This is a genomic window from Enterococcus sp. DIV1758, assembly GCF_051711985.1.
Taxonomy (GTDB): domain Bacteria; phylum Bacillota; class Bacilli; order Lactobacillales; family Enterococcaceae; genus Enterococcus; species Enterococcus faecalis.
Genome location: NZ_JBIOOA010000001.1, coordinates 2,050,012 through 2,074,156, shown reverse-complemented (window position 1 = coordinate 2,074,156; position 24,145 = coordinate 2,050,012). Strand labels below are relative to the sequence as shown.

At 32.7% G+C, this 24,145-nt stretch carries 32 protein-coding genes, 1 tRNA gene and 1 pseudogene; 29 read left to right on the top strand and 5 right to left on the bottom strand.

All coding sequences use genetic code 11. From position 1 onward, the window contains the following. The first annotated feature begins 51 nt into the window (after positions 1-51). The 3 genes from glyA (at position 52) to IGJ52_RS09985 (ending at position 2,429) form a co-directional block, all read left to right on the top strand. Positions 52-1,290 carry a serine hydroxymethyltransferase gene (gene glyA / locus IGJ52_RS09995; protein ID WP_002356623.1) on the top strand — a complete coding sequence of 413 codons (1,239 nt, stop codon included), beginning with the start codon at positions 52-54 and terminating at the stop codon, positions 1,288-1,290. 131 nt (positions 1,291-1,421) lie between these two features. Beyond that, the gene (gene upp / locus IGJ52_RS09990) at positions 1,422-2,051 is read left to right on the top strand and encodes a uracil phosphoribosyltransferase (RefSeq protein ID WP_002356624.1); all 630 of its coding nucleotides are present in this window, start codon (positions 1,422-1,424) and stop codon (positions 2,049-2,051) included. Positions 2,052-2,156: 105 nt separating this feature from the next. After that, positions 2,157-2,429, top strand: a complete 273-nt coding sequence (locus IGJ52_RS09985; RefSeq protein WP_002356625.1) for a membrane protein — start codon at positions 2,157-2,159, stop codon at positions 2,427-2,429. A 73-nt stretch (positions 2,430-2,502) separates the two neighbouring features. Here IGJ52_RS09985 and IGJ52_RS09980 read toward each other — a convergent pair whose 3' ends face one another. Beyond that, on the bottom strand, positions 2,503-2,739 hold the full coding sequence (locus tag IGJ52_RS09980; RefSeq protein WP_002381528.1) for a hypothetical protein: 237 nt from the start codon (positions 2,737-2,739) through the stop codon (positions 2,503-2,505). A gap of 158 nt (positions 2,740-2,897) precedes the next feature. Here IGJ52_RS09980 and IGJ52_RS09975 point away from each other — a divergent pair. Continuing rightward, positions 2,898-2,970 (top strand) — tRNA-Thr (locus tag IGJ52_RS09975). A gap of 126 nt (positions 2,971-3,096) precedes the next feature. Here the strand turns inward: IGJ52_RS09975 and IGJ52_RS09970 are convergent. From IGJ52_RS09970 to IGJ52_RS09960, 3 genes are read right to left on the bottom strand one after another with little or no spacing between them, the layout of a single operon-like run. Next, positions 3,097-4,236, bottom strand: coding sequence for a tyrosine-type recombinase/integrase (locus IGJ52_RS09970; protein WP_284955187.1), 1,140 nt, complete (start codon positions 4,234-4,236; stop codon positions 3,097-3,099). 31 nt (positions 4,237-4,267) lie between these two features. Continuing rightward, positions 4,268-4,771, bottom strand: a complete 504-nt coding sequence (locus IGJ52_RS09965) for an ImmA/IrrE family metallo-endopeptidase (RefSeq protein WP_438792066.1) — start codon at positions 4,769-4,771, stop codon at positions 4,268-4,270. Next, the gene (locus IGJ52_RS09960) at positions 4,768-5,148 is read right to left on the bottom strand and encodes a helix-turn-helix domain-containing protein (RefSeq protein ID WP_438792065.1); all 381 of its coding nucleotides are present in this window, start codon (positions 5,146-5,148) and stop codon (positions 4,768-4,770) included. Before IGJ52_RS09960 ends, IGJ52_RS09965 begins: the two co-directional genes overlap by 4 nt. Positions 5,149-5,304: 156 nt before the next feature. Between IGJ52_RS09960 and IGJ52_RS09955 the strand changes: the two genes are divergently transcribed. The 5 genes from IGJ52_RS09955 to IGJ52_RS09935 all read left to right on the top strand — a co-directional run bounded on the left by IGJ52_RS09955 (position 5,305) and on the right by IGJ52_RS09935 (position 7,524). After that, positions 5,305-5,484: a hypothetical protein gene (locus IGJ52_RS09955; RefSeq protein ID WP_016615081.1), complete on the top strand. Its 180-nt coding sequence runs from the start codon at positions 5,305-5,307 to the stop codon at positions 5,482-5,484. A gap of 776 nt (positions 5,485-6,260) precedes the next feature. Beyond that, positions 6,261-6,512, top strand: coding sequence for a hypothetical protein (locus IGJ52_RS09950; protein WP_284955189.1), 252 nt, complete (start codon positions 6,261-6,263; stop codon positions 6,510-6,512). 85 nt (positions 6,513-6,597) lie between these two features. Beyond that, complete coding sequence (locus tag IGJ52_RS09945) at positions 6,598-6,924, top strand: hypothetical protein (protein ID WP_048949394.1); 327 nt, start codon at positions 6,598-6,600, stop codon at positions 6,922-6,924. Beyond that, complete coding sequence (locus IGJ52_RS09940) at positions 6,924-7,340, top strand: DUF961 family protein (RefSeq protein ID WP_002380876.1); 417 nt, start codon at positions 6,924-6,926, stop codon at positions 7,338-7,340. Before IGJ52_RS09945 ends, IGJ52_RS09940 begins: the two co-directional genes overlap by 1 nt. A gap of 22 nt (positions 7,341-7,362) precedes the next feature. After that, positions 7,363-7,524, top strand: coding sequence for a hypothetical protein (locus IGJ52_RS09935; RefSeq protein ID WP_284955190.1), 162 nt, complete (start codon positions 7,363-7,365; stop codon positions 7,522-7,524). Here IGJ52_RS09935 and IGJ52_RS09930 read toward each other — a convergent pair. Then, positions 7,511-7,699, bottom strand: coding sequence for a hypothetical protein (locus IGJ52_RS09930; RefSeq protein ID WP_002371434.1), 189 nt, complete (start codon positions 7,697-7,699; stop codon positions 7,511-7,513). The genes IGJ52_RS09935 and IGJ52_RS09930 overlap by 14 nt on opposite strands. A gap of 226 nt (positions 7,700-7,925) precedes the next feature. Between IGJ52_RS09930 and IGJ52_RS09925 the strand changes: the two are divergent. From IGJ52_RS09925 to IGJ52_RS09830, 20 genes and pseudogenes are all read left to right on the top strand, one after another. Next, a pseudogene (locus IGJ52_RS09925) lies at positions 7,926-8,078 on the top strand (DUF6906 family protein). Positions 8,079-8,119: 41 nt separating this feature from the next. Then, positions 8,120-8,413: a hypothetical protein gene (locus IGJ52_RS09920; protein WP_284955202.1), complete on the top strand. Its 294-nt coding sequence runs from the start codon at positions 8,120-8,122 to the stop codon at positions 8,411-8,413. Positions 8,414-8,472: 59 nt separating this feature from the next. After that, positions 8,473-8,799 (top strand): nucleotidyltransferase family protein, encoded by a 327-nt coding sequence (locus IGJ52_RS09915; RefSeq protein ID WP_002394268.1) that lies wholly within the window; start codon positions 8,473-8,475, stop codon positions 8,797-8,799. Next, on the top strand, positions 8,789-9,160 hold the full coding sequence (locus tag IGJ52_RS09910) for a HepT-like ribonuclease domain-containing protein (RefSeq protein ID WP_284955191.1): 372 nt from the start codon (positions 8,789-8,791) through the stop codon (positions 9,158-9,160). Before IGJ52_RS09915 ends, IGJ52_RS09910 begins: the two co-directional genes overlap by 11 nt. Next, positions 9,161-10,669 carry a cell division protein FtsK gene (locus IGJ52_RS09905; RefSeq protein WP_438792064.1) on the top strand — a complete coding sequence of 503 codons (1,509 nt, stop codon included), beginning with the start codon at positions 9,161-9,163 and terminating at the stop codon, positions 10,667-10,669. 18 nt (positions 10,670-10,687) lie between these two features. Next, entirely contained in the window at positions 10,688-10,966 is a 279-nt protein-coding gene (locus IGJ52_RS09900; protein WP_284955193.1) for a hypothetical protein, read from the top strand. Further along, positions 10,956-11,243, top strand: coding sequence for a hypothetical protein (locus IGJ52_RS09895; RefSeq protein ID WP_010777932.1), 288 nt, complete (start codon positions 10,956-10,958; stop codon positions 11,241-11,243). Before IGJ52_RS09900 ends, IGJ52_RS09895 begins: the two co-directional genes overlap by 11 nt. A 9-nt stretch (positions 11,244-11,252) precedes the next feature. Continuing rightward, positions 11,253-11,660: a hypothetical protein gene (locus tag IGJ52_RS09890; protein WP_002410060.1), complete on the top strand. Its 408-nt coding sequence runs from the start codon at positions 11,253-11,255 to the stop codon at positions 11,658-11,660. 320 nt (positions 11,661-11,980) lie between these two features. Then, positions 11,981-13,264 (top strand): replication initiation factor domain-containing protein, encoded by a 1,284-nt coding sequence (locus tag IGJ52_RS09885; RefSeq protein WP_002399520.1) that lies wholly within the window; start codon positions 11,981-11,983, stop codon positions 13,262-13,264. Positions 13,265-13,281: 17 nt separating this feature from the next. Continuing rightward, entirely contained in the window at positions 13,282-13,506 is a 225-nt protein-coding gene (locus IGJ52_RS09880; protein ID WP_131769113.1) for a hypothetical protein, read from the top strand. Continuing rightward, a complete protein-coding gene (locus tag IGJ52_RS09875) occupies positions 13,470-14,081 on the top strand; it encodes a Phi-29-like late activator (RefSeq protein ID WP_131769112.1) in 612 nt (203 codons plus the stop codon). The genes IGJ52_RS09880 and IGJ52_RS09875 overlap by 37 nt, the downstream gene beginning before the upstream one ends. A gap of 123 nt (positions 14,082-14,204) precedes the next feature. Further along, positions 14,205-16,202, top strand: a complete 1,998-nt coding sequence (locus tag IGJ52_RS09870; RefSeq protein ID WP_165483250.1) for an isopeptide-forming domain-containing fimbrial protein — start codon at positions 14,205-14,207, stop codon at positions 16,200-16,202. Between the two features lie 3 nt (positions 16,203-16,205). Next, positions 16,206-16,934, top strand: a complete 729-nt coding sequence (locus tag IGJ52_RS09865) for a class A sortase (protein WP_438792063.1) — start codon at positions 16,206-16,208, stop codon at positions 16,932-16,934. A gap of 13 nt (positions 16,935-16,947) precedes the next feature. Beyond that, positions 16,948-17,499 (top strand): hypothetical protein, encoded by a 552-nt coding sequence (locus IGJ52_RS09860; protein ID WP_016626360.1) that lies wholly within the window; start codon positions 16,948-16,950, stop codon positions 17,497-17,499. Next, positions 17,496-17,963 carry a hypothetical protein gene (locus IGJ52_RS09855; RefSeq protein ID WP_002365204.1) on the top strand — a complete coding sequence of 156 codons (468 nt, stop codon included), beginning with the start codon at positions 17,496-17,498 and terminating at the stop codon, positions 17,961-17,963. The genes IGJ52_RS09860 and IGJ52_RS09855 overlap by 4 nt, the downstream gene beginning before the upstream one ends. Continuing rightward, complete coding sequence (locus IGJ52_RS09850) at positions 17,944-18,930, top strand: conjugal transfer protein (protein WP_284955197.1); 987 nt, start codon at positions 17,944-17,946, stop codon at positions 18,928-18,930. The genes IGJ52_RS09855 and IGJ52_RS09850 overlap by 20 nt, the downstream gene beginning before the upstream one ends. Next, positions 18,930-19,154 carry a hypothetical protein gene (locus IGJ52_RS09845; protein WP_284955198.1) on the top strand — a complete coding sequence of 75 codons (225 nt, stop codon included), beginning with the start codon at positions 18,930-18,932 and terminating at the stop codon, positions 19,152-19,154. The genes IGJ52_RS09850 and IGJ52_RS09845 overlap by 1 nt, the downstream gene beginning before the upstream one ends. A gap of 8 nt (positions 19,155-19,162) precedes the next feature. Further along, positions 19,163-19,552 carry a conjugal transfer protein gene (locus tag IGJ52_RS09840; RefSeq protein ID WP_284955199.1) on the top strand — a complete coding sequence of 130 codons (390 nt, stop codon included), beginning with the start codon at positions 19,163-19,165 and terminating at the stop codon, positions 19,550-19,552. A 21-nt stretch (positions 19,553-19,573) separates the two neighbouring features. Continuing rightward, positions 19,574-22,078, top strand: coding sequence for an ATP-binding protein (locus IGJ52_RS09835; RefSeq protein ID WP_100966727.1), 2,505 nt, complete (start codon positions 19,574-19,576; stop codon positions 22,076-22,078). Positions 22,079-22,093: 15 nt separating this feature from the next. Further along, the gene (locus IGJ52_RS09830) at positions 22,094-24,139 is read left to right on the top strand and encodes a hypothetical protein (protein WP_438792062.1); all 2,046 of its coding nucleotides are present in this window, start codon (positions 22,094-22,096) and stop codon (positions 24,137-24,139) included. Positions 24,140-24,145: the final 6 nt, after the last annotated feature.

Sequence of the window (24,145 nt, the reverse complement as noted above, 5' to 3'; positions counted from 1 at the left end):
CAGAAGTATGATACAATCAGACAAAAGAAAACAAAATGGAGTGTTGTTTGAATGGATTACAAAACGTATGACCCAGATTTATGGAATGCAATTGCAAGAGAAGAAGAGCGCCAAGAAAATAACTTGGAACTAATCGCATCTGAGAATGTCGTGTCAAAAGCGGTGATGGCTGCCCAAGGAAGTATTTTAACGAATAAATATGCAGAAGGTTACCCTGGCAAACGGTACTATGGTGGTTGTGAATTTATCGATATCGTAGAAAATTTAGCTATTGATCGTGCCAAAGAATTATTTGGTGCAAAATTCGCGAATGTACAAGCCCATTCAGGTTCTCAAGCCAATACAGCGGCATACCTTTCATTGGTTGAACCAGGTGATACCATTTTGGGGATGGATTTATCAGCTGGTGGTCACTTAACACATGGTTCGCCCGTTAACTTTAGTGGAAAAACCTATAATTTTGTCAGTTATGGAGTGGATCCTTCAACAGAAGTAATCGATTACGATGTCGTGCGAATTTTAGCAAGAGAACATCGTCCAAAATTAATTGTTGCTGGCGCAAGTGCGTATTCACGAACGATTGACTTCAAACGTTTCCGTGAAATCGCTGATGAAGTAGATGCCAAGTTAATGGTTGATATGGCGCATATTGCAGGCTTGGTGGCTTCAGGGTTGCACCCAAATCCAGTTCCGTATGCTGATATCGTAACAAGTACGACCCATAAAACATTGCGTGGTCCTCGTGGCGGTTTAATTTTGACAAATAGCGAAGAATTGGCGAAAAAAGTAAATAGTAGTATTTTCCCAGGCATTCAAGGTGGCCCGTTGGAACATGTGATTGCCGGAAAAGCCGCAGCTTTTAAAGAAGCTTTGGATCCAAGTTTTGCTGAATATAGTCAGCAAGTGATTGCAAATGCGCAAGCGATGACGAAAGTTTTCAATCAAGCGCCAGAAGCTCGTTTAATTAGTGGGGCAACAGACAACCACTTATTACTGATTGAAGTGACAGGTTTTGGTTTAAATGGAAAAGAAGCAGAAGCTATTTTAGATAGTGTAAATATTACTGTCAATAAAAATTCAATTCCGTTTGAACAATTAAGTCCATTTAAAACAAGTGGTATCCGTATTGGAACACCTGCGATTACTTCACGTGGTTTTAAAGAAGAAGATGCGGTAGAAGTTGCTAAATTAATCGTTCAAGTCTTAAAAGATCCAGAAAATACAGCAGTTCATGATGAAGTCAAAGCAGCTGTAGCAGCGCTAACTAAAAAATATCCATTATATAACTAACATCAGGGATAGCTGAAGCGCGATTCTCTGTACAAATAAGAGTCGGAGCTTAGGATTTAAGGAATTCAACTTGTGTCCTAGGCTCTTTTGTTTTACAATAAGAAAGAATAAAATAATGAAGGAGAATAGATATGGGAAAATTTCAAGTAATTGATCATCCGCTAATTCAACACAAACTAACAATGATTCGCGAAAAGAACTGTGGGACAAAGGTTTTCCGCGAAGTTGTCAACGAAATTGCTATGTTAATGGCTTATGAAGTATCACGGGATATGCCTTTAGAGGATGTTGTCATCGAAACACCGATGGGTAAATCAACACAAAAAACACTTTCAGGGAAAAAAGTAGCAATCATTCCTATTTTACGTGCCGGCATTGGCATGGTTGATGGGATTTTAGAATTAATTCCAGCAGCGAAAGTTGGACACGTTGGACTTTACCGTGATGAAGAAACATTGCAACCACATGAATACTTCGTGAAATTACCTGAAGACATTGCAAGTCGTCAATTATTTGTTGTTGACCCAATGCTAGCAACAGGTGGTTCCGCAATTATGGCCATCGATTCATTAAAAGAACGTGGTGCTAGCAACATTAAATTTGTATGTCTAGTGGCCGTTCCAGAAGGTGTGAAAGCTTTACAAGAAGCGCACCCAGATGTAGATATTTATACAGCAGCTTTAGATGAGCGCTTAAACGAAGACGGCTATATCGTTCCTGGTTTAGGGGATGCTGGTGACCGTTTATTCGGAACAAAATAATAACAAAAAACCGTTAGGTAACCGATTATGGTTACTAACGGTTTTCTTTTGCTTAAAGAACTTTTCTAGGTGTATAATAAAAAATAAAAAAACAAAGGAGGAGCTATGAAAAAGAATAAAAAAGTCTTACACGCTATCGCTGTGATTGCTAGTGTGATGTCAGTTTTGATGTATGTTTCATATATTCCACAAATTTATGGAAATTTACATGGGGAAAAAGGCAATCCGACGCAACCATTAGTGGCAATGATTAATTGTATTTTTTGGACGATTCATGGGTTATATGGAGACGATGGAGAAACACGAGATAAGTCCATTATTTTTGCTAATGTGCCCGGAATTATTTTTGGTTTTTTTGCGTTTATTACAGCATTATAGTTTCCGACGAATTGGAAAGTATTCCAATTCTGTACATAAAAAAGAGCGGGGGAAATTTCCCACGCTTGAAGAATTAAATCTTTTTCAATTGTTTGTAATTAATAACAATCACACCATTGCTGTGCACCATTAAGTGATTGTTTTTTTGCGTTTCGTCAATTTCGACGACAGCGGCATTTTTTAATTGTTTCGTAACAACGCCTGTTTGTGGCTGTCCGTGAACAAGAAAAGTAACATGGGTGTCAACGGCGAAATCCTTACCAGCATCCGATGGAACAACAGGAGTAACCATACCATTAAAATTTGACATACAAAAAACCATCCTTTCTTGATATCTCTATTATACCACATTTTCAGAAAAAAGTTTGTAAAGTCGCTATTTGGCTTATTTTAAAGAGATTTTGCATAAATAAATAACAAACAGACTTTACAAATAAAGTAGAAAGTCCTATAATAGATTTGTTTCAGGCCAGCTTAGCTCAGTTGGTAGAGCAACGCACTCGTAACGCGTAGGTCACAGGTTCGATCCCTGCAGCTGGCATAGATAGAAAAGACAAATACACCAATGTTTAATGTTAATTGGTATATTTGTCTTTTTTGTGTTTTGAAAGTTATCGATGCCTAAAATTGCCTACTTATTAAAAATTAGTATTTAAAACTTGTTATTTTATAGCTCAAAAATATCATAATTATCAAATTTGTCACTCATTGATTTTTGAGAATTAGGGTATAAATGACCATAAGTATCAATTGTTGTAGTAATTGAAGAATGACCTAATCGTTCTTTTATAGTAGTATTCTTTTCGTTATTGTGAATAAGAAGAGCTACATGTGAATGTCTAAAGTCGTGTAATCTTATAGGCTTAAGGTTCAAGTTGTTTTTTGCAATTATTTTTTTTATTTGTTTAGAGTAATAATCACTTGAAGGGTGTTTTTCACTGTATTGAAAAACAAGTAATTTGTCACTATCAATATTTTGAAAATTATCTATTAGTAATTTTGGTTGTATTTTTTGCCATTTTTTTAACATGGCGGTAATTTTTGTATTGATAGTAATATATCTGTTACTGCTTTCCGTTTTTGGTGTAGTAGTTACGTAATTACCATTTATTAGTTTAGCACTTTTATTTATACGGACTGTTTGATTATAAAAATCAATGTCATTCCACGTAAGAGCAATCATTTCTCCCGCACGCATTCCTGTAAAAAACGCAAACTGATAGAATACTTTTAAAAATGGTTTATTTTTATCAATATGAGAAATAAAGGTTGTAAATTCTTCTAATGTCCAAAAATCAATTTCTTTTTTTTGCACTTTTAATTTATCTATTTGGTTGCAAGGATTTTCGTAGGTTAATCCTTCTTTTATAGCTACGTTAAATAATTTCTGTAGATGAATAATAATCATATTAATAGTCTTGTTTGATAAGTTATCCTTTCTTTTAGGTTTACTTGTTAACAAAAATTGTTGGAAATCATAGATTTGTTGTTTTTTTATTAGCTTGATTTGAGTATTTTTAAAATAAGGTTCTATATAGTTTTTAAAAATTCTTTTTTGTGTTTGTTTGTAAGATGGCTTAAGGTTTTGTGTGTATCTTTCTTCGTAAATTTCGTAAATATCTTTCAAAGTTAAGTCAGAATTAGTTGTTAATTTATTTTCGTGGTATAACCTTAAATACTTTGATTCAATTTGTTGGGCTTCTTTTTTAGTTGAAACTGTAAGTCTCTTTCTACGTTGTTTGTTTGATATTGGATCAATTCCCAAACTAACGTCAACAAAGTAACCATTTTCTTTTTTTGTAATCATATGCAGGTCTCCTTTTTATTAATAATACATATTATCTTTTGCGAACATATGTTCTTTTTTCGTTTAAAAAAAATAAATCATATTTCATTTTTACAATATCGAAGTCTAAATTAAAGTAAGAAGATAGTTCGTAAATATTCATATTTTGGATAAAGGGTAATTCTTCTTTCAGCATTGAATCATTCAATAATAATTCAGTTGCGAATATATTTGCTTCATTTTCTAAAGTAGCCTCAAAAGCTAGGGTGTGCATATCTACACAAAATATATTTAAATGTTTGTGTAGGAAATAATGTCCTAGCTCATGAGCAATTATTTTATCTTGTGTTGTTTCATCAGTAATATTGCTATTAATGTGAATGATGTAAGTGTGATTGTAATATTGTAGAAAACCTTCTACATTGCCTAAGTTAGATTTTAAAATATAAATTCCTAAGAATTCGGAAATTCTTTTTGGATCATTAGATGAATAAAAATTAATTATACCTTCAACTTTGCTTTTTATTTTTGAGTAAATGTTACGTATTGGACTCACTCCTTGTCTTTTTTTGTCATATCGTCAACAGTTTTTATTGCATTTTTCATTGCAATTTTTAAAAGACGTGCAGTTTCTTCGTCAATATCTCCATTTTTTCCCATAAATAGAAGAGTATCTTCATTTTTTAATTCTTCTATAGTTTCTTTAATAGTACTATCTAGTTTTGTATCGTTTTTATCTGATATATCTAGCAAGTAATTTGCACTTACATTAAAATATTCAGCAATTTTCTTTATTGTTTCTGGATTAGGAGTAGAACGATTGTTCTCATAGTCACTAATTGAACTTTGTCTTAAATGAAGAATAGCTGCAAGCTCACTTTGTTTCATTCCTTTTTTCATTCGCAGCTTTTTCAATTTATCGGAAAATGCCATGTTTCTCACCTCTTTTCTGCAATAATATCACTAAATGTGATATGGATTAACTTTATTTGTAAAAAAAGAATATTAACCGTTGACAAAACGTAAAATGCGATATATACTTAAAACGTAATAAACGATATAACGGAATTATAGGAGGTAAAAAACGTTATGAAAATTAAGTTTTTGACAGCAAATGACGTTAGTGAATTAATGAATTGTTCAAAAGCTAAAGCCTATGGAATTATCAAAGAATTAAATAGCGAATTAAAAGAACAGGGAATGAAAACTTCGGCAGGAAGAGTGAATGAACAATTTTTTGCTAAAAAATTTGGTTTTGAGCATGAGTAATAAAATTGGATATTTTGTTTTATTAGAGTATCTGATTATATGTCGGATATTCTCATAAGGTAAAAAGCCTTAATAAAATTGAATAAACAAAAAAGCGTTCACGAGAAGAAAATGAATTTCTGTTTCGCAAACACTTAAAGTAATACCTAGACAATATTATTTTAAGCGATTTGATGAAATAATACAAGAATGAAATTTTTGTTCGAGGTTATAAGTCTGTTTGTGGTGTGGCAAGTCAGCCAATGAATGACTTGTAAGGTGGTAACGAGTATCTTTAATTAGAGCCACGTAGAGTGATTTTTTGTAGATAGAAGTTTTCTTGTTTATTGCTAAGGACTAGATTTCTTGTTCGTATTGAACGGTGGAAATGTTGGAAGTAATTCCGCTTAGCGTAAATCGGTATCTGTTTATGATAATCAGTTCATTTCTAATAGCCATGTCGAGATGACACGCTAGAAATGGATATGGAAGCATACTAGAAAACAAGTATGTGGAAATCGTTACAAAGGAGGATAGGGACACCGTATGAAGCAATTCTATTAATGAGCCGTGATGTATAATTACTAGCCGTTGAAGATCGATTCTAAGAATTGTTTTGAATGTAAGAATCAAAAATGTATTCTCACTAAGATGATTGTTTAAAAAAGTGGAAAAGATTTTTTCTAAAAGAATAATCAATCTTAGTTTAAGTATGCACAACTGGATTACTCTGGTTGTGTTTTTTTTATTCCAAATGAAAAACAGAATTTGTTATTAAGTGAATAAGGAGGATAAGAATGATAGAAGAGTTGTTACTTTTCGTTGAAAAGTTTGTTGAACGTATGAAACGACAGAAAAAAGCTTTTTCTATTTCGGATATAGAAAAGAGCTATAACTTAGAGCGTAAGAAGTTAGGTAAGAATACGGTTAAGTTAACAAACATGGAACGTTTAACAATTGAAAGTCGATTATTAAAAAATCAGATTTTACAACGAACATATAAAATAACAGGTTATCATGAACCTTGTCAAGTTGTGTTTTTTAGCTAGTAAGAAGAATTGCATAAAGAGAGAAAGGCAGTCAGCTGTTGACTGTTTATTTTTGTATAAAAATTAGTGAAAGAAGGAAATTATTTTGGCAAATAGAATTCAAGAAATTGCATTAAGTGATAAAAATTTAGGAAGTAAAATTAAAGCTGTTTATAAAACAGAACGTGATATTTATGTAAATGGGGTACCTGTTCGTGGTCGTGTGTTCACCGCTTCAAGCGAAAAGCAACGTGATTTTGAAATTTTTGTTCCTCATTTGCGAAATTCACAAATGTTGAATGGCCGTGAAGAAGTAAAATTAATTGATCCAGTAGCACGAATCAATGTAAAACGGAATAACATTGGTAATAGCCGCTCAATTGACATGGTAGTTTATGCAAAACGTTTAGAAGTAGTTGGAGGTAATAAATAATGGGATTATCATTTGAAAATAACACGATTGAAAATTTTGATGTAGTAGGAACATTTGGTACGATGAATTTCTTAGAAGTAGTTGCAATTAATGAACGTGATGGTGAAGGAAATGTGACTGACGATGTTCGTGAACAACGAGTAACGGTTTATTCTAGCAAATTAAATGACCAAGTAGAAATTGCGATTGATCCAGGCTATGACGTTAGTGATATTAATTATGATGATGAAATCGAGTTGACTGGAAATGTAACAGCTCGTGGATGGCTTAATGCTTACAAAGGTTTTAATGACAATGTACAAACAGAACAAGCGTTTAAAGTCCGTGCAGTGGGTATAAAAAAAGTAGGAGCTGTTAAACCAGCTCAACCTACACTACAAAAAGAAAATAAGAATCAAGCAAATGAGCAAAAATAAATATTACATTGAGGTAGATTAAATGAGCAAAAGAGAAGAATTAAAAAAAATAGGTGATGAATTGTATGAAGTTTTGGCACAAAACAACGTTACCTTTGAACAAGCAAAAGTAACGCTAAATTATCTTTCGATTAAATTAGATCATGAAATGCAACGAACAATGGTGTCTCTTAAGACGTTGTAAAATAGAGAATACTTTTTTCAGGAATGTAGTATTGAATATTGGAGCTGATAAATTCTAAAATTTTATCATCAATAATTGATTGGAATTTTTCAATTTTGAGTCTTTGGTTGTTGGCAAGAATAATTGTTACGGATTGCATGTCTATTTCACATGCTTTTTCAATTGTTTTTAGCATTATTATAGGACACCTCCTTTTGTTAATATTTTACCACTAAACCAGAAATTTCTGAAAAAATTAATTGGATGTGGGAATTGAAACGAAAGTAAATATCATATTCAGACGAATCGGTAGCACCGTTTAACAGCTAAAAAGGGCATTCTAACGAGTGCCCTTTTTACTATTAATTTGTGTTAACAAGATTTGTTAATAGACATTAATAATAAAGAAAAGGAGAGGTTAAATGAAACAAGGGAAACGCCTAGTTAGGAAAGAAAAAGAGTTGTTGAAAAGTTGCTGATTGAATCCAACAAATTGGTTAGTAGAAAGACGGTTGAAGAGTAGTGTGATTTTTCTTCATAAAGAAAGTGGTAATTTGAAGGAAATTTATTATTGAAAGGAGGTGGCGGAGAAGTAGTGTTAGACTTGGCGGAAAGAATGGGTGTAAAACAAGAAAAATATAGGAGGTTTTTAGAGAGAAAAATTAGAGTCTATCGTATGTGGCAAAGTTTTAGTTATTATAGTACATTGTATTTAAAACTTTATAACGAAACTAGTGAGTATCTTATCCAGTTTTTATTGTTAGATGATTTATTTTTTGAATGTGATGAAGCTGTTTTAAACTTGTTAGATAATTTTTTAGAACAATTAGTTAAAGCATATAATAATAAACTGCATGAAGATTTTGATAAGGGTATTTTTTTTGAGGAATACACAAGTAAAGTGAATTGATTGTGAAATTTGAATGCTTTATAATGGCTTTAGAATAGACGTTAGAAGAGGTGAGAAAAATGGTGATGACAATGAATGAAATTAAAGAGCGTGTGAAACCTGTAGCAGAAAAACACAATGTACCAGTCGTTTATGTCTTTGGTTCTTATGCACGTAATGAAGCGAAAGAAACCAGTGATATTGATTTTGCTGTAGATATTACAGGACAATCAGAAGAAGCCTATTGGAATTTATATGGAGATTTCTTTGAAGAATTAAAAGAAGCTGTAGCGCATGATATTGATTTAGTGGAGCTAGAAACTCTTGTTGATACACAAGATAAACCTGAAAGAAGAGAATTGTTAGCTACCATTTTAAAGGAAGGTGTAAAGGTATTTGAGAGATAGTACAGCAAAGGATTTACGTTTGTTAAGAGGAACGCTGATCTACATTGAAGATATAGAACAGACACTCAATCGTTTTGGAAGGGATTATGAAACCTTCTATCATGATAGAGTGTTTTTTAATGCAATCAGTATGTGTTTAATGCAAATTGGTGAATATACTGTTGGAAACAGTGGCTTTTCAGAAGAATTTAAAGAGAAAAATAGTGGTAAAGTTGATTGGAAAAGACTTAGGAATATGTTTGCACATTCGTATAGCACAATGAATGAACGTCAGATTTTTCGAATGGCTACAGAATATATTCCAGTGTATAAAGAATTTTGTAGACAAGAATTAGCACGGTTAAAAAAAGAAGGTAGGTAAATGGTAAAAAAATTATTTAGATATAGAGGTAGAAGAATTCGTTATTCTTCAAGAAATTTGTTGGTACTCTATAGAGTGTTATTTTTTATGCCAATTTTTGCTTGTTTAGGCTATTTTGTGGGCTATAAATGGATGTATCCTTTATATCTTTCAAATCCAACTGATTGGAAAATATATATTGTACCAGCGTTAATCATTATAGGTGTCTCGATAGGCTCAATCGTGCTAATTACATTGCTTGTTAAGGCTTCAATTATCAATTCGGGCTATTTTTCTAAAGTAGAACAACGTCAAGTGTTAGCTCGTATGATTATCGACAATGGCTATTATACGAAGAAGCAAGTTAAAGGTAGTGATGGTAAAACAAAAGAAAAAATAAAGTTCCCCAAAATTTATTATAAGTCTGCAAAAAATAGTATTTTCGTTTCATTTGAAACAGCAGGTAATAAATTTCAGGAAAAATTTGAAACCATTGGTGGTTTTTTGGAAACAGCGTTTCATGCGGACAATTTAAATAAAATTGATGAAAAAGGCTTTATTACCTATGAACTAGCTTCTGATGTTTACAATAAGCGTATTTGGATAAAGGATATGCAAGCTGATAAAGGAAAGGTTCAATTAATGAAAGGGTTGTATTGGTATTTTGATAAAGACCCACATTTATTATTAGGTGGTGGAACTGGCGGAGGTAAAACTTTTACCATTTTATCTCTAATTTATGCACTTTGCCGTGTGGGTGAAATGGAAATTTGTGATCCTAAAAATTCTGACTTGATGGCACTAGGTAAGTTACCAATGTTTGCAGGAAAAGTGCATACAGGAAAAATAGATATTGTTAATTGCTTGAAAAATGCAGTTGAATTAATGAATGCACGTTTTGAAATGATGAATAATAGCCCTGATTACAAAATGGGTAAAAATTATGCGTACTATGGTTTAAAGCCTAAGTTTATTGTGATTGATGAATTTGCAGCATTTAAAGCAGAATTAGCGAATGACTATGCGATTGATGGCGATGTAGATGAATATTTAACCCAACTTATTTTAAAAGCTCGTCAAGCAGGGATTTTCTTTATCGTTGCAATGCAACGTCCAGATGGTGAATTTATCAAAACGGCTTTACGTGATAATTTTATGTTTCGAATGTCAGTTGGCCGTCTTTCAGAAACAGGTATTTTGATGATTTTTGGTGATGAAAATAAAAATAAAAACTTTAAATATGTTGAAAAAGTTGACGGTCAAAAAGTCTATGGCCGTGGTTATGTTGCACAAGGAGGTTCAGTAGCAAGAGAATTTTATAGCCCGCAAGTACCACAAGATTTTGACTTCATTCAGGAATTTATCAAGATTTCTAAAGAACTAGGATATGAAGATATTTCAAAAGAAGTTCAAGAAGAAGTATCTCAAAAAATATCAAAACATGTGGATAAAGAAGCCCTTGCTGAAATTGATGAAGAGTTAGAAGCAGGGCAAGCAAAGTTAGCTAAGTTAAGTGAAAAATTTGGATAATAAGAAAGGAGCTTTTTATTGGATTCTAATGAAATAATCAAGCACGTTAGAGAACGAGTATATGTTGAAGTCAAGAAACGATATAAAAAGCCTGATTTAGATACACGTATTCGTGACATTCTCTATGAACAATCAGAAAGCTATGCAAAATTAGTTCGATTTTCTAATGGAAAGCGAATAAAAAAATTAACTGATCCTGTTGAGTTTGAAAAATTTATAGAAAATAAGGGAAATAAAATTGTTGAAGAAGTAATCTTTGCTTTGAATAAAAAGGAGGAAAAAGAAAGTGAAATTTAAATCGCAAGGACAAATGCTAAGTTATGTAAAAGAGAAGGAACAAAAAATAATTAAAGAAATTGACCGAAGAGCAGAAAAAGAAGGAGTTTCAGATGATAATAGATTGCTTGATTATAAGTCTTTAGTGACTTCTATTTTAGATGCAGAAGCTTTTTATGATGAAGATAGACCAGTTGAGGAAAAGAAATTCTCAACATCACAAGAAGTTGATAAGTATTTAGAAACAAGATTTAAGGAGCATATGGATTCTGCTTGGAAAGAAATGTTTGGTAAGTAGGTGTTAAGTATGTTTTCGTTTGAGGAAGTGATTTTACAACTTGAAAATAAAATTGCACTAAAAACATTAAAAAACTGGGCGAATAAAATAGAGAGATTAACAGATAAAAAATTTGAAAGGAAATATGCGAAAAATTCTAAAGGTTATACCTATTCGTTTAAAGTTTTCAGTTCTAATGATGTTGAATCCTTTTTTAAATTAATTGATCTAAGAAGTAAAAATATTCCTTTAGATATAGCTATTTCGGATGTTTTTATGTCAGAAGAAGAGAAAAAGAAGAAGGAAACTATTTCAATAACAAAAGCAGAGTTTCGAGAAAATCAAGCAACAGTGAAAGAGCTAATCGATTTAGTAAAGGACGTACTATCAGATAATGCAGAGATAAAAAAACGCTTGAAAGTTTTAGAAATGAAGTAAGGAATGGTAGGAGAGTAGACTAGAAGTTGCTAGGGATTGTTGCGTGCTTTGTAGATAGAATAGGGGTGGCGCCCCAAGGCGCCCGCCCCTATTCTATCGTTAACAAAAGTAGCAACGTATATCCCAAATACTTCTAGTCGTGAGGTGGGCTTGTCCCACCTCGAAAGTTTCTACCCCCGTTTTATAACATGGGGGTAGAATTTAATATACCATATAAAAAAGTTACTTAAACGCTATGTCCCACAAGGGATTGAGCGATTATAATTTTGTCACATTTTTCGACTAAAGTTGTCACATTTTTTGGAAGTAGGTTTAAAGCAGTGAGAGGTGTTGATTTAAAGCGGTATAGAAAAGAGCTAAAATTAAAACAGCAAGAATTGGCAAGTAAATTAGGAATTGAGCGTTCGTTAATTTCAAAAATAGAATCTGGAAAACGTGTTATTTCTAAAGAGTTAGAACAAAAGATTATTGATGTGTTGAACTTAGATGGTGGGCACGCTTCGGTAGAAGCAAAAATTGACTTTTTAAGAATACGATTTAAAACATTAGATGTTCGGACAGTTATTGAGAAGTTGTTGCACATGGATATGAACTGGTTTACTTATGAACCTAGAGGGTTTTATCATTATACAGAAACATTTTCATATAGCTCTATTCGGATTTTTCGGAATCCAGAAAACGTTAATATGGGAATTATGTTGGACTTGTCTGGTGAAGGTTGTCGACAACTAGAAGAAATTTTTGAAGAGGATAACAATAGATCGTGGACAGAATTTTTTCGCTCTCTGTATGATGACGATATTTTCGGTCAAGGTATTTTGGTAGATACAAAAATTACACGAATTGATATTGCTCTTGATGAATTGATTGTGAAAGGACAAGAAAATTTTGATTTATATGTTTTGAAAGAAAAAATGGAGCAAGGGCTTGTAGATACTACATTTAAGAATTTTGATTTTAGTGGGGGCTTTGCTTATGAAAATAAAAAAATGGTAAATAAAGGTTTGTCTCTTTATTTTGGCAGTCGTCAATCGCCATTATATTTTAACTTTTACCAAAAAGATTACGAGTTAGCAAGAAAAGAAAGTGTAAGTGTTGAGGAAGCAAGAGAAAAATATGAAATTAAAAATCGATATGAAATTCGCCTTTCAGATGAAAAGGCGTTTTTGTTTGTAGAATATTTTCTATCAAGCGGTGAGTCGTTAGACTGGTTAGTGAAAGAAATTATTAATCAATCTTTGACTGTATATGACATTGAAGATGATATGAAGGTCTATTGTAAATCTTGGTATGATGTTGTTGATAAATTGGAAGGCTTAAAATTATCTATTCAAGGTGAAAAACCGTCTATTGAAAAAACACTTCGGTGGTTATCAAATTATTTAGCCCCTTCATTAAAGATGATTAAAGAGATTGATAATCTGTTAGGAACAAATGAGCTGATGGAACGTATCGATTTAGCAGAACTAAAGGAGAAACACGAGGAAATTATTGAAATGGTGTGTGTTGATGCGAAAGATTTATTGTTTAATACTAATCAAAATAATAGTGTTCGGTCTTATATGGAACAAGAATTTGATTTAGAAGAAGCATATCCATTTTAAAGATTAAGGGGGGATATATGGATACAATTGATTTATTGCTAATTACTTTTGTTTTAGTAGTACTTAATTTTGAGATATTTATTTTTTCACTCTATTCGATGAGAAAGAGAAAAAAGCTAAATAATATTGATGAAGAATTTAGAAAACGTTCTGATGCTGATTCTTTATTAATAGATAATATTGTAGTTGAAAGGAGTTTATGTATATGGGCAAAGAATGTATTAAACAAAACACTAAAGTAGCAATTACTATTACTGGGAAAATGAAACAAACTAGAAATGACATACAAAAAACAAAAGAAAAAATAATTCAATTAGATAAACAAGGAGAATTGATTATTCCTTATTTAAAAACAGTCTTTGAAAAGCTTTTAGAATCTAATGAAGAACTTTTAAAAGAAATTTCAAGATATAGTTATACTTATGTAGCTTATGAAGAATTAATGACGGTTAAAGAGAAAGCAATTTGGGAAGAATTTTTTAGTGTAAAAAAAATATATGATAAAGAGCTTTCAGAATTTTCTAGTTTTAAAGAGAAATATAAATATTTTGAACCTAAAAACAGTGAAGAATTAAAACAACAAGCTCGAGTATTGTTAGAAAAGAAAGGGTATATTGTTGACAGTCCATTTGAAGGTGATTTTGAAAGATGGATTGGGGTTTACGCTAGACCAAAGGATAAACCAACTTATTTAGATCCAACGGATGGAGAAGAAGTTGGATTACAAGAAGTGTATAGTGTAGATGGATTTAAACAAGACTTTGCAGAATGGTTTGAAGGAGAAATTGTGGAAGGTAAAGTAAAAGAGATGCTTTAAATTTTTCAAATGCTAGGTGTTTTTTTGAAAACAGAACGTGCACCTTAATATATTTAATTGAATGAATCTGTGATGAAGCGATAGAAATTATTCTGTGGCTATTTATTATACAAAAAAATAATAATGAAAAGAGGAAATATTTTGAAGAAAACAACGATTATTCAAGGATTAGCAACAACAATCATTTTAGCAGGCATGGCAATGCCAATGATGGTTCAAGGGCAAGAAGGCGGACAAGTTCCACAAACAGTGAGAGCCGACTTTTTTCAACGTGCAAATGCAAGCTCTAACTCAATCATTAATGCGCCGAACGCTTCTGTGGTAACACCAGATGATGAAGCTGGTTCAAAATATAGTTTTATTGCAAAGTTTATTAAAGGTGTCACTACGGTTGAAACAGGTGGTGGTGGGTGGACGAATAATGTTTACGTTAATATACCTCCACAAAAATGGGACGGGAAAATCGGTCTTGATGTAACGAAAACGAAGAAAGGGCAATCGTGGATCCGTTACAACAATGTAGGTACAGCTGATGATGGGACACCAATTGATTTAAAAATTACCATTCAAGACTGGGAACAATACAAAAACGCACAAAATATGGTGTCAAATAATATTGTTGCCTTTAACAATGTTAGTGCGATTGCTACCTATCAAGGTGGTTTCTCATGGGTGAAACAAACTTGGACGTACCTAGAACATGGTACAGACAAAGAAAAGCCAGTTTCAGGCTACTATTCATGGATTGACGTAGATAATTTACAAGGAATGACAATTGGCAAAGAAACCTATAAAGCAATTGACAAATTATATGTACCGACAAAAGACACGATTATTAAATATAAAGAAGAAGCCGATGGTGGAAAAACTTTTTACGATTCTGATGATATTCCATTAGATGATGGTGACAATCGTGGTGATTTTACGTTTTTGTATTCTAATCGTTCTCGATTCGACTTCACATATAGTGAGGACTTCGCGACACGTGAAAAGAATTTAGGGTATCCTTTACCGCCAAAAAATAATAACCAGTATAGTTATTTTGGTTATAGTGCTAAAAAACCAGTTCGAACAGCGCCAATGATTCCTACTAAAACAGTGACAGATAGTGATGAAACAAATGTTGATAAGAATACCTTAGAAGGGTTAGGCGAAGTATATAGCTATACGATTACACATAAAGTTCCTGATGAAATGAAAGAATTCTACTACAGTAATTACGAAATGCAAGACGAGCTGGTTCCTGAATTAGAACGTGTGTCTGATGTGAAAGTCACGGACGAAGCAGGAAAGGACGTTACCAATAAATTTGAAGCGAAGCATGAAGGTAATTTAGTACGTATGGTCGCAAAAGCAGACGTATTAAAAACAGCGGATTTCTACAATCATGAATACAAGTTCAATTTTCAAACAAAAATCCGTGAAGGTGTTAGCTTAGATAAGTACCTTGTCGATGGCAAACTACAAATTCCAAATAAAGCAAAAATTATCCAAAACAACAAAGAAGTGCCAACTGATGAAACACATACAACTGTCACACCAAAAGACCCGTCTATCGCTAAGAAAATCCTTGAAGGCGATAAAGAAGTGGATTTGACCAGTGCCAAAGTGGGCGATGAAGTGACATTCAAATTAGATGTACAAGTGCCAAACACCAAAGATATGACGTCTTTAGTGATTCAAGATGATTTAGAAGATGTATTGGAAGCGAATAAAGAAGTGAAAGTTACTCTTTCAGATGGGACAGATATTACGGATCAGGGGAAAATTAGTGTTGATGAAAAAACACAAAAAGTTTCTTGGACTGCCAATGAACCAAACAAATTAAAAGAAAAACAATTGTTTGTGTACATTAAAGGGAAATTGAAAGACGTAGACTTTTCGCAATATGTCGATGATAAAGGGAATATTATGATTCCAAACGTGGCACAATTGGTGATTAATGATGAACCGACAAATTCTAACAAAGTGAATGTTACAACTCCACAAGAAAAACCAAAAGTATTACCAAATACTAATATGGATTTTGGAACAAGTGCAGGTGTAGCTACAGTGATTGCAATTTCATTAATTGGTGTGGTCGTAGCAGTGAAACGACAAAAAGATAGCAAAGAGGGCTAATTAATGAAAAAATGGATTGAAAAAAACAAATATTTTGTTGGAGCAATTGGAGTTATTCTCATTGCTCTTTTTTCATTCCTTCTTTTTGAAAACCAACAAAAAGAAGAAGTGAAAGAAGCTATAAATACAGTGGTATCAAGTGGCTTAGAGGAAGCGGAGAAGCCAAAAAAACATGTAGAGACAAAATCTAGTGAAACTGTTCAAAGTAATCAAGTAGATGTTATTACTGGTACGGAAGCACAAGAAGAAACACCTATTCCAACAGTGATTTCTTTAACCGAAGGCGAACGTCCGTCTGTTAAAACGATTCAAAATGCCCAAGAAAATTTTAATGAAGTGTCGGATTCTGTTTTAGGGTCTATTGAAATTGATTCTATTCAATTAAAATTACCTATTTTAATGGGTGATAGTTTTGACAATATGCTTTATGGAGCGTGTACTGTTTTATCAAAACAAACGATGGGAAAAGGAAATTATGCTTTAGCTTCTCACAATGCTGGGTATGAAGGATTACTTTTTACCTCGTTAAATAAAGTTTCTGTAGGGGATTTGGTCAAACTTAATGACCGTGAAGGACATTCGTTTATATATAAGGTAAAAGAGCAAAAGCATGTTGATATGACTGATACAACTATGTTGAATCTAACAAGAAAGCCAACATTAACTTTAATAACTTGTAACCAAGCCACAAAAACAACAGGAAGAATTATTGTGATTGCGGAATTAGTTTAGAGGAGGGAAAAAGTTGGTTGAAAAAATAAGGGAATTGTCAAAAGAAGAATTTGTCAATCAGTATATGTTTGATTTTAAGTCATTAATTTTCAAATCCAATAATCCTGAAAAAATAACAGCTAAACAAGAAAAACTCTTGGAATGTGAAAAGAAAATTGCTGTATTATTTTATGAAACATATAAACGAATGAAGGGGTATCCGCCTGATGAGAAAGAACTGGGTAGGATTGTTCAAAGAAATTTCCTTGACCGTTTAAAGTTATTTCGAGTGGAATATGATGTGATTAGTGAAGAAAAATTTTGTGGTCTACACGTAAAAATGGTCAAACAGCAAATGCCATTAGAAAAGTATCGATCCGATGATTTATCTTATATTTTAGGACGAGAAAAGAAGATAGCTATTAATTATTTTATCGCACATGATGATTTTCCTATGGGTTATGAAGAACTAATGATAAGTCGTTCTAAACAAGCAGTTACCCAAGGCTTGGAAGAGTTAAGGGGAGAATTTATGGAAAGATACCATAAATATTACAGAAAAATGGAAAGGAGTTGTATTTTATGAATCAACATATTATGCCAATTTTTAGAGAGCATAGTAAATTTTACCAAAGGTATTCAAATGTACCAGTTCCTGAAATGCTTCGCTTGCATGGATTCATAGTTGATGAAATGCCAATTGATGAAGCAGATATTGTTTATATGGAAGAATATAAAAATTCTTTACTTAAAATGGGGATTATTATTGATGAAGTACCTTTTAAGAAGGAATTTGTTGCGCAATACGTTTTTCATGGCGGTATAACTAGTTTGATGGCAGAAGGTCAATATTTGAGAAAGCCTAACGGGGATAAAATGTACAATTCGTATTATTTTTATTTGTATAAAGAAGGCTTTCAAACACATAAGGGGCATGTTAGAGAGAGAGTTTATGTTGAAAAGGCGATTAAATCTACTTTTTTAAAAACGTTTGAAAGTTGTTTGGGCTTATTAAGAGTAGGAGGGGAATATGAATTTAAAGAAAATTAAAAAGAAAGAGAAGAAAGAAAAAATACCAAAGGTTAAAACTTTTTCTCAAAAGAAAGCGAATCAGGTTGTGTTAATTGGCGCTAGTGTTTTACTGGTGATGTCAGGAGTTGGTGCGATTCGGGCCAATGTGATGGCAAGTAATGTAGACAATTTGTATTCAAAAGTGGATACGTTAAGCGAACAATCAAAAAAGAATAAAGTTGATAGAGAGGAGCTTGATTATTCAGCCCTCTCTTTTTATACTGAAAATTTTGCGAAAGAGTATTTGAACTATAATTCGAAAGCAAGTGATGAAGCGAAAAAGGCTCGTATTGATCGATTATCTAAATATTTATCACTAGATGTAAAAGATGTTGATGAAACAGAAAACCTACAAGGTAGTGTCTTGCGTACGTTTAAAAATACGTCTCTATCACGTATAGAGAAAATGGAAGATTGTTATTTGGTTTATCTAAATGTGAGTTATGAATGGGAGAAAGATAAAAAGACTGAAAATGTGACACAGAATATGGTTTTACCAATTCAAGTAAAAGACAATTTGTTTTCAATTGTAGGACGTCCTTATTTTGTAGCAAGTAGTTTACCACAAGGAAAAACAGTACCTCTAAAACAGACAGAAAATTCAATAGATGTTGATGGGAAAGAAAAACAATCTATAGAGAAATTTTTAAAGATGTTTTTTACAAAATATTCAGTTGGGAACAAACAAGAATTAATGCTGTTAATGAAAAATCCAACAACGACAGCAGGTCAAGACTCATTTGTTTCAATAGATTCTGGTGATATGAAATTTTTTAATACAAAGCAGAAAGACGTAACAGGGGTTCAAGTATCGGTTACTTTTTCAGATAAAACAACAAAATTAACGCATACAGAGGATTTTTCGCTTTGGTTATCTAAAACGGAAAATTCTTTTTTTATTAATGAAATGAAACATTATTTTAGTGAGAAAGAGGGAAATGACTAATGAATACAGGAAATTTAAGTAGTTTTTTAAGTACAGGTTTTATTACAATTTTAGCGGCTGGTGCGATTCTATTGATTTTAAAACATTGGAAAGGCGCTGAATGGGCAAAAATTGGTTCAGTAATTGTTATTGCCTTAATCTTACAGGACTTTGCGACGAATCAAGGAAAAAATATTTTTGCAGTTGTTAAATGGTTCCTAAGTTTAGTTGGAATTAAGATGTAGGTGAGTATATGAAATATTACGATTATTCGAGGGGCTTAAAAGCCCCTTATTCAATGCAAGTTATTAAGTCGCCTAAGGGTCAAGTGGTCTGGGTATTTGCACAACCTGTTAGCCTATCCTATCTCTTAATCCTATTTTTAGGGATTGTGTTAACTGGTTTGTTTTGGAAAGAAGTACCATTACCACAAATTTTAGGAATCAACTTAAATTTGTTAATCATGGTGTTGTTGCCGAATAAGGTTGCTCGTTGGTATTCCGAAAAGGAATTCGAAGGAAAAACAGGCTTTGGTTTTTTAAAAGATGGTTTTGTCTATGTGAAAAATTATGTGTTAGATAGTAGACCAATTGTAGCTTTCGAACGAGTAAAAGAAATAGAAGAGTTTTCGTTTAAACGATAAAAAATAAAAAGGAGTGTGAATATGCAACTAGAATATCCATTAACGAATCATATGAAAGGAAATATTGTTTTAACACAAGAAAAAACAGCGATAGCTTACTATCGTGTTCGTTCTGAAACCGTCATGTTGACTGATGTTGAAAAGAAATTAAAAACGAAAAGGAAAGTTGCTCGTGCGTTAAATCGTTTAAAAGCAAATGATGGATTTGAAATTAACCTTTTGCCAGTTAATGCCGACATTCGAGGGAAAATGGGTGCTATGCGTTCTTTAATTGATTCTAGTAATTATGAAGTAGGCGTAGATAAATTGATGAAAACGGCAATGGTTTTAGAACAAGAAATGGGCATGGTTTACGAATATACATGGGTAATTGGTGTACCTTTAATCAAAAAAGACTTGGCTGTTGATTTAAAAGAAACCGTTACTAACTCAATTAGTAACGTATCGGAAAAGTTTGTCAAAGGCTTAGGTTTTGATGTAGAACTAGCAGAAGATTGGGAAAAAGATTATCGAGAGCAAGAATTAGAAGTTTACCAAAATCTATCTGAATTGTTAGTTGAACGATTAACAGAAGATGAATTGTATTATTACCAAGCGTACCAATTCTTGAAAAATATTCCTCATGAGCGACAAGATGTTCTTTCTAGTCAAAATTTAGATAATTTAATGGCAACAAAAATTAAACCATTATTTGGCGGGGGGCTTCATTTAAATTGTGATTATGGCGAAAGCTATATATCCTACCTTCCAATGGGAGATGTAGGTGTTTTTCTTGATGGTAATCATTTTTTAGAGGTCGTTCAAAAAATGCCTTTCCCAGTTGAAGTGAAGATTCAAGCGACTTTTGCAGAAAGTAAAGGGCAATTGGCACTGTCTGGGCGTTCGTCACGTGCAAGAACTCGCACTAAGAATATCATGCAGGAAGCACACTTAGCTGGTTCTAAACAAAAACGAAAGATTGTTGAAGGTCAATTATCACTAGACGATTTAGACCAAAAAATTGATGATGGTGTGGATATTATTGACTGGAAAGCAGTGGTTGTTGTTAGTGGTAGTACAAAAAAACAAATGCGTGCAAGAAAAAAATATTTAATCAATCGTTTTGATAGTTTAGATATTCCACTTATTAAAGCAACGTTTGATAATCCTTATTTATTTCAATCCACTTTGTTTGGTAATTTTATCCGCATGCAGACTTCTCGTTGGCAACACACGTCAACGATTGAATCGTTTGCCGAGTTGAATTTCTTTACTTCACTTCATGCAGGTACGAAGTTAGGCTTTTACCTTGGACGAGTGGATACAACTTTGGAAGAAAAAGAAGATAGAAAATCTATTATTTCTAGTTCAAAAAATCTAATTTTTATGAACATGCTATTAGCGAATAAACAAAATGTTGATGGGAAGAAAACAAATAATCCCCACTGGGCTTTAACTGGCGATACTGGGAACGGAAAATCGGTTACAGCTAAAACATTGTTTATGCAAATGGCACTTTTAAAAGACAGAGTGTTATACATTGATCCGAAAAAAGAAATGCGAAAGCAATTTATGTATACAATCAATGCCCCTGAATATCAAAAGAAATATCCTTTAGATGTTGATTTTGTGAAGTCCTTTAATTTCGTCACTTTAGATGTTCGTGATACGAAAAATCATGGGGTACTGGACCCGATTGTTTTGTTTGATGAAACAGAAGCGATTGCAACAACTAAAGCAATGTTAACCAATATATACGAAGGAACATGGAACTTAAAGCAAAAAACAGAAATTAATGAAGCGATTGCGAAAGTTGTTTCGGAACGGAAAGAAGGAAAAAAGGTTGGGTTTTGGCATGTAATTGAGCGATTAGTGGAAAGTGAAATTTCTGACGTGAAAGATATGGGTAGATTTATTTTGTCGACTGTTAAAGGTTCAGTTTTAGAATTGGCGTTTTCTCATGGAGAAGTGGAAGGTTTGTCATTCGATAGAAAAGTAACCATTTTGGAAATCGAGGACTTAGATTTACCAACTGATAAAAATGAAAAGTTAGATGAAAATAAACGTCTTTCTGTTACATTGATGTTTGCTTTAGGAACATTTTGTTCGAAGTTTGGTTCAAGAAATCCAAAAGAAGAAACAGTGACGTTCTTTGATGAATCTTGGATTTTTCAATCTTCGCCAGAAGGTAAAGCGATTTTAAAATCAATGAAACGTATTGGTCGTTCGTTTAATAATTTCTTAGTATTGATTACACAATCAACAAATGATTTGGATGATAGTGAAGATGGTACTGGTTTTGGTACAGTGATTTGTTTTGATGAATTTCAAAATCGAGAAGGGGTTTTGAAATATCTCAATTTACCAGTGAACGAAATTAACATGAAATGGGTCTCAAATATGGTTCAAGGTCAGTGTTTAATGAAGGATATGTTTGGTCAGACTAATCGAATTGTTGTTCATGTAATTTTTGAGGAATGGTTGGAACTGTTCAAAACCGTTGATGATACAGAAGCTTCTAAAATGGAGAACCGCTTTGTTGCATAGGAAGGAAGTGAGAATATGCAGTATCTAATTGACAGTTATAGTGCGTATACGGTTGATGGTGGTTTGTTGGATAAAGGATGGCAAGTAGTGAATTGGTTCTTTGTAGATATACCATTCTTTATCTTACGAATGTTTGTTTCTTTTTTCCTTTTTTGTGAGAACGTCTTAAACCAATCTAGTTTCTTTGAAGGAAAACAAGAAACAGTATTGAATATGTCAAAAAATGTTCTAAGTGGCATTGGTGGCAAGGGATTTAGAGGTGGTTCTTTACTAGCATTAGCGATTCTTATTAGTGCATATTATCTGCTTTATCATTTCTTTTCCAGTCGTAGAAGCTTTTCAAAAGTATTCCTTCATTATTTAGCAGTTGTTGTTTTGTTTGGTTTTTGGTTTGGCTCTGTATCAACGTCAACAGGCACAACAAGTGGCTCAATGTTCTTGATTCAATCAACTAACGCAATTGCTAAAGGAGTACAAAGTACATTTACTTCAAGTGCTAATTTAGGAACAGAAGGATCTAAAGATGGAGAAGTATATCAAAGTCCAATTTTTGATGCCACAGTAAAACAAACATTTAATTTTGTGAATAGTGGTTCGCTAGATGGAAAAATGGAGAATGGTAAGAAATTAGATGAAGGTAAACTACTAGAAAAGCCTAAATTGTCTAAAAAAGAAAAAGCAAAGTTTGAGGATGAAAGAAGTACCTATATAAAAAATAATGAGAAAGATAATCCATACTTCTCACAGGACGGAGCAAAAACAATGGAAAAAGCTTTTGGCGTTGGTGTGGGGTTAGTCAATTTAGCAGTCTTAGCAGTGCCTGTCACGTATATTAATATTATGCTAAATGTAATTCAAATCATTGTTGATTTACTCATTCTTGTTTTTCCGATTATTGCGTTGGTGTCTTTCTTCCCTCGGTGTCAAATGATGATGTTTAAATTTTTTAAATCATTAATTGGCATTTTATTTTTACCTGTAGTTTTCGGTATATTTTTGTCTGTGTTATTTTGGATCAATAAGTTAATTGACCAAGCGTTTTTAGGATTGATGGATAAAGTAAGTAGTAGTTTATTAATGGTGATGTCTGGTGGTGTTTTTCTTTTAGGCACATTAATTGTTACTGCATTGGTGAAAATTATTTTGTATCGGAAAATTTGGAAAAGCAGATATAAAATATTATCATTCTTTTCTGATGGTCAAGTTCAACAACCTTCTTTTGAATCAAAAATGAATGAAAAAACAAAAGAAACGGTTGAGCGTACAGGTGAAATTGGTGTTGGAGCAGTAAAAGCAGGAATAGGTGCTTCCACTGGAAATTTAGCGTTGGCTGCTGATGGTGCTAGTCATTTAATGCCAAAGCATGACAAGGCATTGAACTTAGCTCAAGACCATTTTATTGACTATAATGGGCAATTTGCTGGTGTTAAAACAGGATTGAATTCATTGTTGAATCGTTCTACTCAAGAAGAACAACAACCATTAAAAGATGATTTATTGCCCAAAGAAGAAATTGTGGAAGTAGAAGAGCCAACCAATGTTGATAATGAGGGATTAGAAGAAATAGAAGATAAAGCTTTAACTGATGAAGTGGATAATTTTGAAGATTCAACAGATGATGAAATGGATAATTCTTTAGAAGAAATTGATGTTTCTGTATTAGATGAAACTGTATCTGATTCTGATACTTCTTTAGCTGATGAAAGTAATATTGAGTTAGAGCCAATTATTGAAAATGAACTTGATAGTTTAGATTCAAGTGTAGAATCAAGTGAAAATGGTAGAGAAGATCCAATTCATGAAGTTGATGAGCAAGAAATAGCGGACAATTTGAATGTTACGGTCGATAATTTTGATGAGTTGGCATTTGCTCGTGAAGAACGTGCATTTTTTGATGGTGGAGAGGATAGCGAGTTAATCACAAACAATAATGATTCATTAAATAACGTTTATTCATTTTACCAAACAGAAGAAAACTTCAATAATTTAGAACAAACAGAGGAACAATTTTTTGGTAGTGTGAATACGGAAGAATATAATTTTGATGTTGTAGAGGGCTGATGAAAT

Bases quoted from the DNA above. Each gene is read 5' to 3' on its own strand.
- glyA (WP_002356623.1), top strand. From the start codon at position 52: ATGGATTACAAAACGTATGACCCAGATTTATGGAATGCAATTGCAAGA.
- upp (WP_002356624.1), top strand. From the start codon at position 1,422: ATGGGAAAATTTCAAGTAATTGATCATCCGCTAATTCAACACAAACTA.
- IGJ52_RS09985 (WP_002356625.1), top strand. From the start codon at position 2,157: ATGAAAAAGAATAAAAAAGTCTTACACGCTATCGCTGTGATTGCTAGT.
- IGJ52_RS09980 (WP_002381528.1), bottom strand. From the start codon at position 2,739: ATGTCAAATTTTAATGGTATGGTTACTCCTGTTGTTCCATCGGATGCT.
- IGJ52_RS09970 (WP_284955187.1), bottom strand. From the start codon at position 4,236: ATGATTACAAAAAAAGAAAATGGTTACTTTGTTGACGTTAGTTTGGGA.
- IGJ52_RS09960 (WP_438792065.1), bottom strand. From the start codon at position 5,148: ATGGCATTTTCCGATAAATTGAAAAAGCTGCGAATGAAAAAAGGAATG.
- IGJ52_RS09955 (WP_016615081.1), top strand. From the start codon at position 5,305: ATGAAAATTAAGTTTTTGACAGCAAATGACGTTAGTGAATTAATGAAT.
- IGJ52_RS09950 (WP_284955189.1), top strand. From the start codon at position 6,261: ATGATAGAAGAGTTGTTACTTTTCGTTGAAAAGTTTGTTGAACGTATG.
- IGJ52_RS09940 (WP_002380876.1), top strand. From the start codon at position 6,924: ATGGGATTATCATTTGAAAATAACACGATTGAAAATTTTGATGTAGTA.
- IGJ52_RS09935 (WP_284955190.1), top strand. From the start codon at position 7,363: ATGAGCAAAAGAGAAGAATTAAAAAAAATAGGTGATGAATTGTATGAA.
- IGJ52_RS09930 (WP_002371434.1), bottom strand. From the start codon at position 7,699: ATGCTAAAAACAATTGAAAAAGCATGTGAAATAGACATGCAATCCGTA.
- IGJ52_RS09920 (WP_284955202.1), top strand. From the start codon at position 8,120: ATGGGTGTAAAACAAGAAAAATATAGGAGGTTTTTAGAGAGAAAAATT.
- IGJ52_RS09915 (WP_002394268.1), top strand. From the start codon at position 8,473: ATGGTGATGACAATGAATGAAATTAAAGAGCGTGTGAAACCTGTAGCA.
- IGJ52_RS09905 (WP_438792064.1), top strand. From the start codon at position 9,161: ATGGTAAAAAAATTATTTAGATATAGAGGTAGAAGAATTCGTTATTCT.
- IGJ52_RS09890 (WP_002410060.1), top strand. From the start codon at position 11,253: ATGTTTTCGTTTGAGGAAGTGATTTTACAACTTGAAAATAAAATTGCA.
- IGJ52_RS09880 (WP_131769113.1), top strand. From the start codon at position 13,282: ATGGATACAATTGATTTATTGCTAATTACTTTTGTTTTAGTAGTACTT.
- IGJ52_RS09875 (WP_131769112.1), top strand. From the start codon at position 13,470: ATGGGCAAAGAATGTATTAAACAAAACACTAAAGTAGCAATTACTATT.
- IGJ52_RS09870 (WP_165483250.1), top strand. From the start codon at position 14,205: ATGAAAAGAGGAAATATTTTGAAGAAAACAACGATTATTCAAGGATTA.
- IGJ52_RS09865 (WP_438792063.1), top strand. From the start codon at position 16,206: ATGAAAAAATGGATTGAAAAAAACAAATATTTTGTTGGAGCAATTGGA.
- IGJ52_RS09855 (WP_002365204.1), top strand. From the start codon at position 17,496: ATGAATCAACATATTATGCCAATTTTTAGAGAGCATAGTAAATTTTAC.
- IGJ52_RS09850 (WP_284955197.1), top strand. From the start codon at position 17,944: ATGAATTTAAAGAAAATTAAAAAGAAAGAGAAGAAAGAAAAAATACCA.
- IGJ52_RS09845 (WP_284955198.1), top strand. From the start codon at position 18,930: ATGAATACAGGAAATTTAAGTAGTTTTTTAAGTACAGGTTTTATTACA.
- IGJ52_RS09840 (WP_284955199.1), top strand. From the start codon at position 19,163: ATGAAATATTACGATTATTCGAGGGGCTTAAAAGCCCCTTATTCAATG.
- IGJ52_RS09835 (WP_100966727.1), top strand. From the start codon at position 19,574: ATGCAACTAGAATATCCATTAACGAATCATATGAAAGGAAATATTGTT.
- IGJ52_RS09830 (WP_438792062.1), top strand. From the start codon at position 22,094: ATGCAGTATCTAATTGACAGTTATAGTGCGTATACGGTTGATGGTGGT.